The sequence below is a fragment of the Streptomyces griseomycini genome (genome assembly GCF_014203535.1).
Lineage (GTDB): Bacteria > Actinomycetota > Actinomycetes > Streptomycetales > Streptomycetaceae > Streptomyces > Streptomyces griseomycini.
Genome location: NZ_JACHJI010000001.1, coordinates 233,158 through 246,683 on the forward strand (window position 1 = coordinate 233,158; position 13,526 = coordinate 246,683).

Annotated in this window: 15 protein-coding genes; 7 read left to right on the forward strand and 8 right to left on the reverse strand. The window is 74.3% G+C overall.

All coding sequences use genetic code 11. The features are described from left to right. Nucleotides 1-13: 13 nt before the first annotated feature. Together FHS37_RS01085 and FHS37_RS01090 are read left to right on the forward strand one after the other, a co-directional pair. Nucleotides 14-433, forward strand: coding sequence for a RidA family protein (locus FHS37_RS01085; protein ID WP_184817683.1), 420 nt, complete (start codon nucleotides 14-16; stop codon nucleotides 431-433). After that, the gene (locus FHS37_RS01090) at nucleotides 430-897 is read left to right on the forward strand and encodes a GNAT family N-acetyltransferase (RefSeq protein ID WP_184817073.1); all 468 of its coding nucleotides are present in this window, start codon (nucleotides 430-432) and stop codon (nucleotides 895-897) included. Before FHS37_RS01085 ends, FHS37_RS01090 begins: the two co-directional genes overlap by 4 nt. 58 nt (nucleotides 898-955) lie before the next feature. Here FHS37_RS01090 and pip read toward each other — a convergent pair whose 3' ends face one another. Next, the gene (gene pip / locus FHS37_RS01095; protein ID WP_184817074.1) at nucleotides 956-1,921 is read right to left on the reverse strand and encodes a prolyl aminopeptidase; all 966 of its coding nucleotides are present in this window, start codon (nucleotides 1,919-1,921) and stop codon (nucleotides 956-958) included. A 36-nt stretch (nucleotides 1,922-1,957) separates the two neighbouring features. Next, nucleotides 1,958-2,674 (reverse strand): uracil-DNA glycosylase, encoded by a 717-nt coding sequence (locus FHS37_RS01100; protein ID WP_184817075.1) that lies wholly within the window; start codon nucleotides 2,672-2,674, stop codon nucleotides 1,958-1,960. Between the two features lie 68 nt (nucleotides 2,675-2,742). Here FHS37_RS01100 and FHS37_RS01105 point away from each other — a divergent pair, with 68 nt between their 5' ends. Next, entirely contained in the window at nucleotides 2,743-3,357 is a 615-nt protein-coding gene (locus FHS37_RS01105; RefSeq protein WP_229889721.1) for a hypothetical protein, read from the forward strand. A gap of 10 nt (nucleotides 3,358-3,367) precedes the next feature. Further along, nucleotides 3,368-4,102, forward strand: coding sequence for an Hsp15 family ribosome-associated heat shock protein (locus tag FHS37_RS01110; protein ID WP_184817077.1), 735 nt, complete (start codon nucleotides 3,368-3,370; stop codon nucleotides 4,100-4,102). Between the two features lie 88 nt (nucleotides 4,103-4,190). On the opposite strand, the gene FHS37_RS01115 is transcribed toward FHS37_RS01110, so the two are convergent. Beyond that, nucleotides 4,191-4,673 carry a DoxX family protein gene (locus FHS37_RS01115; RefSeq protein WP_184817078.1) on the reverse strand — a complete coding sequence of 161 codons (483 nt, stop codon included), beginning with the start codon at nucleotides 4,671-4,673 and terminating at the stop codon, nucleotides 4,191-4,193. A 93-nt stretch (nucleotides 4,674-4,766) separates the two neighbouring features. After that, nucleotides 4,767-5,465, reverse strand: a complete 699-nt coding sequence (locus FHS37_RS01120; RefSeq protein WP_184817079.1) for a class I SAM-dependent methyltransferase — start codon at nucleotides 5,463-5,465, stop codon at nucleotides 4,767-4,769. Between the two features lie 116 nt (nucleotides 5,466-5,581). On the opposite strand from FHS37_RS01120, the gene FHS37_RS01125 reads away from it, so the two are divergent. Then, nucleotides 5,582-5,857, forward strand: coding sequence for a DUF6343 family protein (locus FHS37_RS01125; RefSeq protein ID WP_184817080.1), 276 nt, complete (start codon nucleotides 5,582-5,584; stop codon nucleotides 5,855-5,857). A 42-nt stretch (nucleotides 5,858-5,899) separates the two neighbouring features. Here the strand turns inward: FHS37_RS01125 and FHS37_RS01130 are convergent, their stop codons facing one another. The 4 genes from FHS37_RS01130 to rpsA form a co-directional block, all read right to left on the reverse strand. Then, nucleotides 5,900-6,280: a tetratricopeptide repeat protein gene (locus tag FHS37_RS01130; protein WP_159531688.1), complete on the reverse strand. Its 381-nt coding sequence runs from the start codon at nucleotides 6,278-6,280 to the stop codon at nucleotides 5,900-5,902. A 49-nt stretch (nucleotides 6,281-6,329) separates the two neighbouring features. Beyond that, a complete protein-coding gene (gene coaE, locus FHS37_RS01135) occupies nucleotides 6,330-6,950 on the reverse strand; it encodes a dephospho-CoA kinase (RefSeq protein WP_184817081.1) in 621 nt (206 codons plus the stop codon). A 65-nt stretch (nucleotides 6,951-7,015) separates the two neighbouring features. After that, nucleotides 7,016-7,954 (reverse strand): PAC2 family protein, encoded by a 939-nt coding sequence (locus FHS37_RS01140; protein ID WP_184817082.1) that lies wholly within the window; start codon nucleotides 7,952-7,954, stop codon nucleotides 7,016-7,018. Between the two features lie 260 nt (nucleotides 7,955-8,214). Continuing rightward, entirely contained in the window at nucleotides 8,215-9,708 is a 1,494-nt protein-coding gene (rpsA, locus tag FHS37_RS01145) for a 30S ribosomal protein S1 (protein ID WP_184817083.1), read from the reverse strand. A 338-nt stretch (nucleotides 9,709-10,046) separates the two neighbouring features. Here rpsA and FHS37_RS01150 point away from each other — a divergent pair, with 338 nt between their 5' ends. Together FHS37_RS01150 and hrpB are read left to right on the forward strand one after the other, a co-directional pair. Next, nucleotides 10,047-10,910: a class I SAM-dependent methyltransferase gene (locus FHS37_RS01150; protein ID WP_229889719.1), complete on the forward strand. Its 864-nt coding sequence runs from the start codon at nucleotides 10,047-10,049 to the stop codon at nucleotides 10,908-10,910. Nucleotides 10,911-10,914: 4 nt separating this feature from the next. Continuing rightward, entirely contained in the window at nucleotides 10,915-13,497 is a 2,583-nt protein-coding gene (hrpB, locus tag FHS37_RS01155) for an ATP-dependent helicase HrpB (protein ID WP_184817084.1), read from the forward strand. The last annotated feature ends 29 nt before the right edge of the window (nucleotides 13,498-13,526 follow it).

A 13,526-nucleotide genomic window follows, 5' to 3' on the forward strand; every position in this document is an offset into this window, starting at 1 on the left:
GATCGGAGCCCGCGTGATCCGGCGCGTCACCGTCCCCAGTCTCTTCCCTCCGCCCACGTACTCCCACGCCTCCGTCGTCGAGGCGGGCACCAGGCTGGCGTTCCTCGCCGGGTCGGTTCCGCTCGACGCGGAGGGGAAGCTCGTCGGCGAGGGGGACCCGGTGCGGCAGGCCGAGCGGGTGCTGGCCAATCTGGAGGAGCAACTGCGCGCCGTCGGCAGCGATCTGGCGCACGTCGTGTCGACCGACGTGTACGTGGTGGCCGACGACCCCGCCGTGCTCTCCGCCGTGTGGGACGTGGTCGAGGCGTCCGGGCTGAGCACCGGGCCCCACTCGTCGACCCTGCTCGGTGTGGCCTGCCTCGGATACACCGGGCAGCTCGTGGAGATCACGGCGACGGCCGTCGTCCCTGACCCGTCCGCTGCGGCCTCGTGACGTCCGGCAGCCGGACCGTCGCGGTGCGCAGGGCCGTCTCGTCCGCCGACGCCGACGCCGCGGCGGGCGTCTGGCTGCGGTCCTTCGCCGCCGCACTGCCGACCGTGGTCCGGCCCCGCTCCGACGACGAGGTGCACGCCTACTTCCGTCACGTCCTCGTGCCCCTGCGCGAGACGTGGGTCGCCGAGATCCCGGACGGGGACGTCGTCGGCGTCATGGTGCTGGAGGGCGAGGAACTGGCGCAGCTGTACCTCGCCCCCGACTGGCGCGGGCGCGGGCTCGGTGACCGGTTCGTCACGCTCGCCAAGGAGCGCAGCCCCGGCGGTCTCTCCCTGTGGACCTTCCAGGTCAACGCGCCCGCGCACCGCTTCTACGAACGGCACGGCTTCACGGCCGTGGAACGGACGGACGGCGACGGGAACGAGGAGCGGGAGCCGGACGTGCGGTACGTGTGGCGGCCGTAGGGGTCCGCCCGTCCGGCGGCCGTGGGGACCCGCCCACGCGGCCGCCGTGGGGCGACCGTCAGCCGCCGCCCCGCGCGTACGTGTCCGTCGCCGCCACCAGTGCGTCGTCCCCGACGGCGCCGGCGTCGTGGCCGGCCTCGTCCACGATCACCAGCTCGCTGTCCGGCCAGGCGTGGTGGAGCCGCCAGACGATGCCGAGGAGGTTGCCGAAGTCGAGGCTGCCCTGCACCAGGGTGCCGGGGACGCCCCTCAGCAGGTGGGCGTCCCGGAGGACGACGCCCTCGTCGCCGCCCTCGCCGAGGAAGTGGCCGTTGCCCCAGTAGTGCGTGACGGTGCGGGCGAAGCCCATGCGGAACTCCGGGTCCCGGAACCGCGCGACCGAGCCGGGCGGGGCGGGGATCGTCGCCGTCTCCCAGTCGGTCCAGGCCCGTGCGGCCCGCTCCCGCACCTCGGGGTCGGGCGACTCCAGCAGCCGGTTGTACGCGGCGGCCGGGTCGCCGTCGCGCTCGTCGGCGGGCAGCTCGGCGAGGAACCGCTCGTGGGCCTCCGGGAAGATCTTCCCCAGCCCCCGGGTCAGCAGGGCGACCTCCTGGTCGGACCCGGTGGCGACCCCCGTCAGCACCAGCTCGGACACCACCCCGGGGTGCGTCTGCGCGTACCGCAGCCCCAGGACCGATCCCCAGGACACGCCCCACACCAGCCACCGCTCGATCCCCAGGTGGGCGCGCAGCCGCTCCAGGTCCGCCATGAGGTGGGCGGTCGTGTTGACGCTCATGTCGGTGGCGTGGTCGCTCGCGCGGGGTGTCGAGCGTCCGGCACCGCGCTGGTCGAGCAGCACGATCCGGTACGCGGCCGGGTCGAAGTACCGCCGGAGGTTCGGGCTCGTGCGGGAGCCCGGTCCGCCGTGCAGCACCAGTGCGGACTTGCCCTGCGGGTTACCGCTGGTCTCCCAGTACACGCGGTTGCCGTCACCGACGTCGAGCATGCCGTGGTCGTACGGTTCGATCTCCGGATACAGGCTCATCCGGGCACCGTAGCGGCCGTGCGGCGGGCGGGCGGCTCATTTCCGCGTGGGCAGCCCCGCCGCCTCGGCCGCCGTGCGCAGCACCTCCCGGAGCATCCCGGGGGTGAGCCGGCCGGTGAAGGTGTTGCGCTGGCTGACGTGGAAGCAGCCGAAGAGGTGCAGGCCGGGGCCGTCGGCGACGGGCAGCGTGACGTGGGCGCCGTGTGCGAAGGCGGGGCGCGGCCGGGGCACCGTCCAGCCGGCCCCGGCGAAGGCGGGCAGCGCGGCCTGCCAGCCGAAGGCGCCGAGGACGAGCGCGGCCCGCACCGTCGGCCGCAGCAGGTGCAGCTCCTGCACCAGCCAGGGCCGGCAGGTGTCCCGTTCCCCAGGGGTGGGCTTGTTGGCGGGCGGGGCGCAGTGCACGGGCGAGGTGACGCGTACGCCGCGCAGCTCCAGGCCGTCCCCGGCGTGCACGGAGGTCGGCTGCGAGGCGAGCCCCACGTCGTACAGCGCCCGGTACAGCACGTCCCCGGAGCGGTCCCCGGTGAACATGCGTCCCGTGCGGTTGCCGCCGTGCGCGGCGGGCGCCAGCCCTATGATCAGCAGCCGGGCGTCCGGCGGCCCGAAGCCGGGCACCGGCCGCCCCCAGTACGTCCAGTCCGCGAAGGCGGCGCGCTTGGTGCGGGCGACCTCCTCGCGCCAGTCGACCAGCCGGGGGCAGGCACGGCAGCCCGCGATGCGCCGGTCGAGTTCGGTGAGGCCGCCGGGGTCCATGACTCCACGGTAGGGGTCCCCCGGGGGGGACGGGGGAGGCGGTCCGGTCGGCCCGGACAATGTCCCGCATGGACGACGCCTTCACCCTGCTGCGGCGGGCGACCGGACTGCTCCCCCGCGACGCCCGGATCGGCATCGGTGCGACCGTCGACGACGTGCGCGACTTCCAGCACCGGCGGGAGTGGGGGTTCGTGCTCGACCTGCTGATGGAGTTCGGGGACGAGCACCCCGTCCCCGTGGCCTTCTGGTCGCTGCTCGAGACCGCGGCCCGCCAGATGATGCTGGAACGAGCCGCGCAGTGGTGCGGCTGGCGTGAGGGCGAGGTCCGGCACGGCACCTTCCGTGCCGTGCTGAGTCTGCCGTCGGCGCGGGAGGGCCGGCGGCGGACCGCGTTCGCGGGGCAGGGGCAGCTCAGGCCGGTGTGGGACATCGGCCGTGTGACGGCCGACGGCGGGCGTGAGATGTACATCGCCGCGGTGTGGGTGGAGGGCGCGGAGCGCCTGGGGCCGGGCGAGAGCGCCCCGGTGCGGCTGGCTCCGCTCAGTCCCGACCGGTGGCGGCACCTGACGCCCGGCACGGTGATCACGATGCACGAGGGCCGGCCCGTGGCCGGTACGGCGACGATCCTGCAGGTCGTGGCGCCGCTCGAAAAGCAGGTACGGTCCGCCGAGGAGGAGGGCTAAGGTCGGGGACATGGCTTCTGAGGGTGCGGAGTACGACAAGACGCGTGGGGCCGGGGACACGGCGGGGGCGGCGAACGGGGCCGCCGAGGAGGCGGCGACTCCCCCGGACCCGAAGATCGCCGCTGCCGTGGCGGCCGCCGAGGCGGCCGGGCCGCAGCCCGGCGAGACGGTCCGGATCGACAGCTGGATCTGGTCGGTGCGCCTGGTCAAGACGCGTTCCCTCGGCGCCGCCGCCTGCCGGGGCGGGCACGTGCGCGTGAACGGCGAGCGGGTGAAGCCCGCGCACTCCGTCCGCGTCGGTGACGAGGTGCGTCTTCGGGCCGAGACCCGGGAGCGGATCGTCGTCGTCAAGCGGCTGATCCGCAAGCGGGTCGGCGCCCCGGTCGCCGCCCAGTGCTACATCGACAACTCGCCGCCGCCACCGCCCCGCGAGGCCGTCGCCCCGGCCGGGATCCGCGACCGCGGCACGGGCCGCCCCACCAAGCGCGACCGCCGCGAACTGGAGCGCCTGCGCGGCCTGGGCGGACCGGGTCCGTTCGGCGCACCGGGCGGGTTCGGCGCACCGGGCGGGTTCGACGGGCCGGGCGGGACCGGTGACCCTGGCCTCGCACCCGGTGAGCCCGGTGGCCGTCGCGGGTCCACCGGTCGTGGCGGACCCGGCGGCCGCGGTGGGACCACCGGCCGTGGGGCAACCGGTGGCCGCAAGGCTCGCGGCAAGGGCTCCGGCGGTGCGCCCCGGCCGTGAACGCACGGTGTCCGGGAGGGGCGCCCCCGGGCACCGCCCGGTGGAGCCCCGCGCACCACCGAAGGCGATCCGTACGGCGACGGCCACGTCAGCCCTCTCGGCGCACCGACCGCAGCAGCCGCGGCAGCTCCGCGTTGTGGCTCCGCCGCGCCCAGGCGATGAGGGCGAGCGGCACGATCAGGACGAGCGGCGTCACCGCGTGCTGACCGTCGAACACGGTCATCTGCACCACGAACGCGCCCACCATCATCGCGCCCAGCCCGATCGCGGCCACGGACTGCAGCACCGGGACCAACAGGCCGATCGCTCCCGCGAGTTCGAGCACCCCGATGGCGTACATGCCCGTGCTGCCCCAGCCCATCTCCTCGAAGGGCTCGACGGCCGAGGAGTGCGCGATCAGCTTGGGCAGGGCGCTCGCGACCGCGTAGAAGAGGGCGAGCAGCACCTGCAGTCCGCGCAGCGCGATACGGGCGCGCCGCCCGCGTGCGGTCGCGGCCCCGGCGACGACGGCCCCTGGAGAGACGGAGGTCGCGGAAGCGGTCTTCGCGGCGGGAGCGGTGGTCTCGGACATGGGGTCTCCTGTGGGAAGTGGTCCGTGTCGCTGTCACAGGGGTAGACCGCGCTCCGCCCCCGAACTCATCGCCGCCCGCAGGGGATACCGCCCTCAGTCTCCCGTCACCGGCACCGCCCTCACCCACACCCGGTCCGCCGTCAGGTACCGGTCCACCCTGAGGCCCTCCTCCCTCAGCGCCCCCTCGAACTGCTGCCGTGTCAACGGCCGTGCCCGGAAGGTCTGCGTCCAGGTCGCGTCCGGGAACACGTACTCCGCGTGCACCGAGTCGACCCCGTCGCCGACCGGCTCCGACGACACGATCCGCACGGTGAAGCCGGCGGGGTCCACCCGCTCGCGCGGCACGTCGGTGTGGTAGTCCTCGCCCTCCCGCTGGATCAGCACGCACCCTCCCTTCGCCAGGTGTCGCACGCAGGTGCGCAGCATCCCCCGCCGCACCTCGACGTCCCCCACGTGCACCAGGAACGACGCCAGCAGCACCACGTCGAACGTCTCGCCCAGGTCGAGCCTCTCTATGGGGCCGCATATCGTCCGCGCCCCGCGCACGCGCTCCAGCATCTCGGCGGACTCGTCCACCGCCGTGACCGCGAAGCCGCGTTCCAGCAGGGCGTGGGTCATCCGCCCGACGCCGCTGCCCAGCTCCAGAATGCGCGCGCCCGCGGGCACCGCCGCGGCGATGATGTCCGGCTCGTCCCCGACGGGCAGCCGCGAGTAGAGCTCCACCGCGCAGCCGTCCGGGGTGATCGCCCCGGGACCCGTCCCCTCGTACCCCTCACGCATTTTCAGCTCCATGCCCGTCCAACGGTCCGCCTCCGCACGCCCGTTCCCACGCGTCGCGGATTCACCCGATCGAGTCAGCCGGCCTCGGCTCACGGGGAACCCGGAACGGAGGGGAGTCACGGACGGGAGTGGTGATCGTGAAGCGTACGGGGAGTGAACCGGTGACCGCGCGCAGTGCTCTGCGGATGCGGTTCTGGCTGAGCGTCTGGGGCGTGGTCTGGACGGTGTTCGGGACCGCGGCGTTCGCGATCGCGGGGCGCCCCGGCTGGGCGCTCGCCTGCGGGCTGCTGTGGCTGGTCGTCGTGGTCGACCTGGCCGTCGTCGTGCGGCGCATCCGCCAGGGCGCCCACTACCAGCCGGGCCGCGACGTCCCGCCGTACGAGCCGCCGAGCAGCCGGCCGTAGCGGCGGGCGGCCGGGCTCGGGGCGGCGGCGGGTCCGGGCCGCTCACGCCTCGAAGCGCGCCGCCTCGAGGTACTCCGGGTTCGGGTCCAGCGCCGCCGCCAGCCGGAAGTGGCGCTTGGCCGGGCGGGGGCGGTTCTGGCGCTGGTAGGTGCGGGCGAGGGCGAAGTGGGCGAAGGCGTTGTCCGGTTCGCGCTCCAGGACGAGGGAGAACTCCAGCTCGGCGGGGCGCAGCTGGGCCGCGGCGAAGAAGGCACGCGCGCGCAGCAGCCGTGCGGCGGTGTTCTCCGGGTGGACGTCGATGACGCCGTCGAGCAGCTTCACCGCGCCCTGCGGGTCCCGGGAGGCGAGCAGTTGCTCGGCGGCGCGGAAGTCGATGACATGCGTCTCCGGCGTACGTCCGGTCGAACCACTGGTCTCGGGCACGGCTCAATCCTTCCCTCGCTGGAGGGTCCAACGCCTCCGTCCGGGGCCGTTATTCCCGAGGGGCCCGCCGGGACGCCCGTGCTCTGCGGACGAGGTCGGCCCACACGTCCTTCACGCGCCGCTCCAGCGCGTCGAGCGGCACGTCGTTGTCGATGACGATGTCGGCGATCTCCCGGCGCTGCTCGCGGGTCGCCTGGGCGGCCATGCGCGCGCGGGCGTCCTCCTCGGTCATGCCGCGCCGCCGCACGAGCCGGTCGAGCTGGGTCCCGGGGCTCGCGTCGACGACGATCACGAGGTCGTAGAGGGGGGCGAGGCCGTTCTCGGTGAGGAGGGGGACGTCGTGGACGACGACGGAGTCCTCGGCGGCGGCCGCCTCCAGTTCACGGGAGCGGGCGCCCACCAGGGGGTGGACGATCGAGTTGAGGACGGCCAGCTTCTCCGGGTCCGCGAAGACGACGGAGCCCAGCCTGGGCCGGTCCAGGCTGCCGTCCGCGGCGAGCACGTCCTCGCCGAAGGCGTCCACGACCGCCGCGAGACCGGGTGTCCCCGGCGCGACGACCTCCCGCGCGATGCGGTCCGCGTCGATCAGCACCGCCCCGCACTCGACGAGCAGCCGGGACACCTCGCTCTTGCCGGCGCCGATCCCGCCGGTCAGGCCCACCTTCAGCATGAGCGGAAGCTTAGGGCCTGGCACCGCCGGGTCCTCGGGCGGACCCGCCCCACCGCCGGCTCCCGTCAGCCGTCCCCTTCGCGCTCCGCCAGGAACCGCTCGAACTCGCGCCCGATCTCGTCCGCCGACGGGATCTCCACCGGCTCGGCGAGCATGTTGCCCCGGGTCTCGGCGCCCGCGGCGGCGTCGTACTGGTGCTCCAGGCCCTGGATGAGGGCGGTGAGTTCGTCGTCGCCCTCCCGGACCTGACGGTCGATCTCCGTCTGGGTGCGGTGGGCGTCGGTGCGCAGGGCGTGCGCGACGCCGGGCAGGACCAGTCCGGTCGCGGCCGTGATGGCCTCCAGGACGGTGAGCGCCGCGTCCGGGTACGGGGAGCGGGCGACGTAGTGCGGGACGTGCCCGGCGACGCCCAGGACGTCGTGTCCGGCCTGCATGAGCCGGTACTCGACGAGGGCCTCCGCGCTGCCGGGGACCTGCGCCTCGTCGAAGGAGCCGCCGTGGCCCGGGACGAGGTCGGTGCGGTTGCCGTGCGGGGTGAGACCGACGGGGCGGGTGTGCGGGACGCCCATCGGGATGCCGTGGAAGTTCACCGACAGGCGGACGCCGAGCCGTTCCACGATCTGCCGCACGGCCGCGGCGAAGCGCTCCCACTCCACGTCCGGTTCGGGCCCGGAGAGCAGCAGGAAGGGGGCTCCGGTGGTGTCCTGGACGAGGCGCACCTCGAGGGCGGGCACCTCGTAGTCGCTCCAGCGGTCGCGGGTGAAGGTCAGCAGCGGGCGCCGGGCGCGGTAGTCGATCAGCCGGTCGTGGTCGAACCGGGCGACGACCTGGTGGGGCAGCGAGTCGAGCAGCCGGTCGACGATCTGGTCGCCGGTCTCCCCCGCGTCGATGTATCCGTCGAAGTGGTAGAGCATGACAAGTCCGGCCGACTCCTGGGCGAGCGCCATGTCGACGACGGCCAGCCCCTTCGGCTCCCAGGCGTACAAATCCTGCGGATCAAGCACAGTGACCGCTCCTCCTCGTGTCCGTACTGCACAACGTGACACGCGGCACTGACATTCCCCGGTGACGGCAATCCCTCATCAGGGGTGTGGGCGACTCCCTCAGGGCGCGGGGCCGCACCGACACGCGGCTTCCGCCGCGTGGGCGCGACGAGCCGCCGTCGGCCCGCAGCCGACCGCCGGCCCGCCCGGGACGACGCCGAGGGGCCGCACCTCGAAAGGTACGGCCCCTCGGTCAGCCGCTAGGCCTCAGCGGTCAGCGTTCAGCTCTGTCCGCCGGCCAGCTTCTCGCGCAGCGCGGCCAGCGCCTCGTCCGAGGCCAGCGCGCCGGAGCTGTCGCCGCCCTCGGAGGAGTACGAACCGCCGCCGGACGCGGCCGGAGCGGCGGCCTCGCCACCCTCGGCAGCGGCCTGGGCGTCCGCCTCGCGGGACTTGATGACCTGCGCCTGGTGCTGCTCGAAGCGCTGCTGCGCCTCGGCGTACTGGCGCTCCCACTCCTCGCGCTGCTTCTCGTAGCCCGGCAGCCAGTCGTTGGTCTCCGGGTCGAAGCCCTCGGGGTAGATGTAGTTGCCCTGGTCGTCGTAGGACGCGGCCATGCCGTACAGGGTCGGGTCGAACTCGACCGCCGTCGGGTCGGCACCGAAGGACTCGTTGGCCTGCTTCAGCGAGAGGCTGATGCGGCGGCGCTCGAGGTCGATGTCGATGACCTTGACGAAGATCTCGTCGTTGACCTGGACGACCTGCTCCGGGATCTCCACGTGGCGCTCGGCCAGCTCGGAGATGTGGACCAGACCCTCGATGCCCTCGTCCACGCGGACGAACGCACCGAACGGAACCAGCTTCGTGACCTTGCCGGGCACGACCTGGCCGATCTGGTGGGTGCGGGCGAACTGCTGCCACGGGTCTTCCTGGGTCGCCTTCAGCGACAGGGAGACGCGCTCGCGGTCCATGTCGACGTCGAGGACCTCGACGGTGACCTCCTGGCCGACCTCGACGACCTCGGACGGGTGGTCGATGTGCTTCCAGGACAGCTCGGAGACGTGGACCAGACCGTCGACGCCACCCAGGTCCACGAAGGCACCGAAGTTGACGATCGAGGAGACGACACCGGAGCGGACCTGACCCTTCTGGAGGGTCGTGAGGAACGTCTGGCGGACCTCGGACTGGGTCTGCTCCAGCCAGGCACGGCGGGACAGGACCACGTTGTTGCGGTTCTTGTCCAGCTCGATGATCTTCGCCTCGAGCTCCTTGCCCACGTAGGGCTGGAGGTCGCGGACACGGCGCATCTCGACCAGGGACGCCGGCAGGAAGCCGCGGAGGCCGATGTCGAGGATGAGACCACCCTTGACGACCTCGATGACGGTACCGGTGACGATGCCGTCCTCTTCCTTGATCTTCTCGATGGTGCCCCAGGCACGCTCGTACTGGGCGCGCTTCTTCGAGAGGATCAGGCGGCCTTCCTTGTCCTCCTTCTGGAGGACCAGGGCCTCGATCTCGTCGCCGACGGCGACGACCTCGTTCGGGTCGACGTCGTGCTTGATCGAGAGCTCGCGGCTCGGGATGACACCTTCGGTCTTGTAACCGATGTCGAGCAGGACCTCGTCCCGGTCGACCTTCACGATGACGCCGTCGACGATGTCGCCGTCGTTGAAGTACTTGATCGTCTCGTCGATCGCTGCGAGGAATGCTTCCTCGTTACCGATGTCGTTGACCGCTACCTGCGGGGTGGTGGCGGTGGTCTCGGTGCTGCTCGTCATGTGGGAAAGGGCTCCGGTACGGACATTGAAGTCGTAGGTACTGCTACGCCGGAGCCCGTTTCGCTCTGCAGAAGCCGGACAGCCAAGGAAGCGCCTCACCGGTGACAGTGATGGCGCCTCGACAACCGAGGGGACATACAACAGATGCGAGCGCAGCCTGCTACGTCTGAGGTGCGCAGGCCCGCAGCGCAACTTGTAGCATACGGGGGCAGCCGGGCAGGGTCAATGCGCGAAGCCGCCCACCCGGGGCGGATCGCCGCACAACCGGCACAATTCCCTCCCATGGCGGAGCCGCACCACCGGATGCGCCGGGGCCGCGCAGGCCGTGTCGCGCCCCCGTGGCGACACGCCGGGGACGGACTGGACGGAAGAGTACGACGAGGGAGCCCATCATCCAAGAGCCCGAAGCACCCGAACCGGAGGCGACCCGGCGGGAGGCCGGAGTCGCGGAGAGCTCCCGCGCCAACCGGGGCTGGTGGGACCGCAACGCGGACGAGTACCAGGTCGAGCACGGCGCCTTCCTCGGCGACGACCGCTTCGTGTGGGGCCCCGAGGGCCTGGACGAGGTGGAGGCCGAGTTGCTCGGTCCGCCGGAGGACCTGAAGGGCAGGGACGTCCTGGAGCTGGGCGCCGGCGCGGCGCAGTGCTCGCGCTGGCTGGCCGCCCGGGGCGCGCGCCCGGTGGCCCTGGACCTCTCGCACCGGCAGCTGCAGCACGCGCTGCGCATCGGCGGGTCGTTCCCCCTGGTGTGCGCCGACGCGATCGCGCTCCCCTTCGCGGACGGCTCCTTCGACCTGGTCTGCTCGGCGTACGGGGCGCTGCCCTTCGTCGCCGATCCGCGGCTGGTGCTGCGCGAGGTGCACCGGGTGCTGCGGCCCGGCGGCCGGCTGGTCTTCTCGGTCACGCACCCGATCCGCTGGGCGTTCCCGGACGAGCCCGGCCCGGAGGGGCTGAGCGTGTCCGGGTCGTACTTCGACCGCACGCCCTACGTCGAGCAGGACGAGGAGGGCCGCGCGGTGTACGTCGAGCACCACAGGACGCTCGGCGACCGCGTCCGCGACGTCGTCGCCTCGGGCTTCCGCCTGGTGGACCTGGTGGAGCCGGAGTGGCCGGCCTGGAACACCTCCGAGTGGGGCGGCTGGTCCCCGCTGCGCGGCGGCCTGATCCCGGGAACGGCCGTCTTCGTGTGCGTACGGGACTGAGCGCGTGATCCGTCACGACGCCCTGGACGCCCTTCCCGTGCGGGACGCCCTGCCCGGACTGGCCGGCGCCCTCGACGCGCACGGCACCGCCGTGCTGGTGGCGCCGCCCGGGACCGGCAAGACGACCCTGGTGCCGCTCGCGCTGGCGGGGCTGCTCGGTGACGGGCCCGCGCGGCGGGTCGTGGTCGCCGAGCCGCGGCGGATCGCGGCCCGCGCGGCGGCACGGCGGATGGCGTGGCTGCTGGGCGAGCGGGTCGGCGGGTCCGTCGGTTTCACCGTGCGCGGGGAGCGGACGGTCGGCCGGCACACGCGCGTGGAGGTCGTCACGACCGGTGTGCTCCTGCAGCGCCTGCAGCGCGACCAGGAGCTGCCCGGCGTGGACGTGGTGGTGCTCGACGAGTGCCACGAGCGGCACCTGGACGCGGACACGGCGGCTGCGTTCCTGTGGGACGTGCGCGAGACCCTGCGCCCGGAACTGCGTCTGGTGGCCGCGTCGGCGACGACGGACGCCGACGGCTGGGCGCGGCTGCTGGGCGGCGCGCCGGTGGTCGAGGCGCAGGGCGCCGCGTACCCGGTGGAGGTGGTGTGGGCGCCGCCCGCGCGTCCGGTGCGGCCGCCGCACGGCACGCGGGTCGATCCGGCGCTGCTGACGCACGTGGCGTCGGTGGTGCGGCGGGCGCTGGCCGAGCGGGACGGGGACGTGCTGGTGTTCCTGCCCGGGGTGGGCGAGATCGCCCGGGTGGCCGGACAGCTGGGGGATCTCGGCGGTGTCGAGGTGCTCCAGGTGCACGGACGGGCACCGGCCGCCGTGCAGGACGCGGTGCTGTCTCCCGGAGAGCGGCGCCGCGTGGTGCTGGCGACGTCGGTGGCGGAGTCGTCGCTGACGGTGCCCGGGGTGCGGGTGGTCGTGGACGCGGGGCTCGCGCGGGAGCCCCGGGTCGACCACGCGCGCGGGCTGAGCGCGCTGACGACGGTGCGGGCCTCGCAGGCGGCCGGCCGGCAGCGGGCGGGCCGGGCCGGGCGTGAGGCGCCGGGTGCGGTGTACCGCTGCTGGGCGGAGGCGGAGGACGCGCGGCTGCCCCGGTTCCCCTCCCCCGAGATCAAGGTGGCCGACCTGACGGCGTTCGCGCTCCAGGCGGCGTGCTGGGGCGATCCGGACGCCACCGGGCTGGCGCTGCTGGACCCCCCGCCGGGCGGGGCCATGGCGGCGGCCCGGGACGTCCTCGCGGCGATCGGGGCGGTCGGCCCCGGCGGAAGGGCCACGGAGCGGGGCGCGCGGCTCGCACGGCTCGGTCTGCATCCCCGGCTGGGGCGGGCGCTGCTGGACGCGGCCCCGGCCGTGGGCGCCGGGCTCGCGGCCGAGGTGGTCGCGCTGATCGGTGAGGAGCCGCCGCGGGAGTACGGGGACGATCTCGCCGGTGCGCTGCGGGCCGTGCGGCACGGCGGAGACGCGTACGCGGGGCGGTGGCGGGCGGAGGTGCGCAGGCTGCGCTCGCTCGCCTCGGAGGTCTCCGACGCCCCGGGGCCCCCGGAGACCCCGGGGGGCCCGGAGACCCCGGAGGGCCCCGGGCGGTCCGCCCGGGGCCCCGCCTCCCCGCCGGTGCGGTCGGCCGGGGAGGACGCCCGGGTGGGGCTCGTGGCCGCGCTCGCCTTTCCCGAGCGGGTCGCCCGCGCGGACGGCGGCTCGTATCTGATGGTGTCCGGGACCCGTGCCGAGGTCGGCGCGGGAACCGGATTGCGCGGCGCGCCCTGGATCGCGGTCGCCGTGGCCGACCGGCCCGTGGGACGGGGGCACGCGCGGGTGCGGCTCGGCGCGGTCGTCGACGAGGACGTCGCGCGCCGGGCGGCGGGGACGCTGCTGGAGTCGCGCGAGGAGGTCCGCTGGGCCGACGGGGACGTCGTGACGCGGCGGGTCGAGCGGCTGGGGGCGGTGGAGCTGGCCGTGCGCCCGCACACCGACGCCGACCCCTCGCTCGTGCGGGCGGCGCTGCTGGACGGGCTGCGGCGGGAGGGGTTCGGGCTGCTGCGGTGGCCGGCGGGGGCGACCGTGCTGCGGCAGCGGCTGGCGTTCCTGCACGGTCGGTTCGGCGAGCCGTGGCCCGACGTCTCGGACGAGGCACTGCACGCGCGCGTGGCGGAGTGGCTGGAGCCGGAGCTCAGCCGCGCCCGCAGGCGGGCCGATCTCGCGCGGATCGACGCCGGGCAGGCGCTCGCACGGCTGCTGCCCTGGGCCTCCGGGCAGGCCGCTCGGCTCGACGAACTGGCGCCCGAGCGGATCACCGTGCCCAGTGGGTCCGGCATCCGGATCGACTACTCCGACCCGGAGCAGCCGGTGCTCGCCGTGAAGCTCCAGGAGATGTTCGGGCTCCAGGAGTCGCCCCGGGTGGCCGGCGTGCCGCTGCTGGTGCACCTGCTGTCCCCGGCCGGGCGGCCGGCCGCCGTGACCGCCGACCTCGCCTCCTTCTGGAAGGACGGCTACCGCGGCGTGCGGGCGGAGCTGCGCGGGCGGTACCCCAGGCATCCGTGGCCGGAGGACCCGGCCGGCGCCGAGCCGACCCGGCACACCAACGCGCGGCTCGGGCGGTGAGCCGCGCCGGTCCCGTCTCCGGCGTGCGC

Excerpts from the sequence above, each read along its gene's own strand:
- pip (WP_184817074.1), bottom strand. The coding sequence starts at position 1,921 with ATGAGCCTGTATCCGGAGATCGAACCGTACGACCACGGCATGCTCGAC.
- FHS37_RS01100 (WP_184817075.1), bottom strand. The coding sequence starts at position 2,674 with ATGGACCCCGGCGGCCTCACCGAACTCGACCGGCGCATCGCGGGCTGC.
- FHS37_RS01105 (WP_229889721.1), top strand. The coding sequence starts at position 2,743 with ATGGACGACGCCTTCACCCTGCTGCGGCGGGCGACCGGACTGCTCCCC.
- FHS37_RS01110 (WP_184817077.1), top strand. The coding sequence starts at position 3,368 with ATGGCTTCTGAGGGTGCGGAGTACGACAAGACGCGTGGGGCCGGGGAC.
- FHS37_RS01115 (WP_184817078.1), bottom strand. The coding sequence starts at position 4,673 with ATGTCCGAGACCACCGCTCCCGCCGCGAAGACCGCTTCCGCGACCTCC.
- FHS37_RS01120 (WP_184817079.1), bottom strand. The coding sequence starts at position 5,465 with ATGGAGCTGAAAATGCGTGAGGGGTACGAGGGGACGGGTCCCGGGGCG.
- coaE (WP_184817081.1), bottom strand. The coding sequence starts at position 6,950 with ATGCTGAAGGTGGGCCTGACCGGCGGGATCGGCGCCGGCAAGAGCGAG.
- rpsA (WP_184817083.1), bottom strand. The coding sequence starts at position 9,708 with ATGACGAGCAGCACCGAGACCACCGCCACCACCCCGCAGGTAGCGGTC.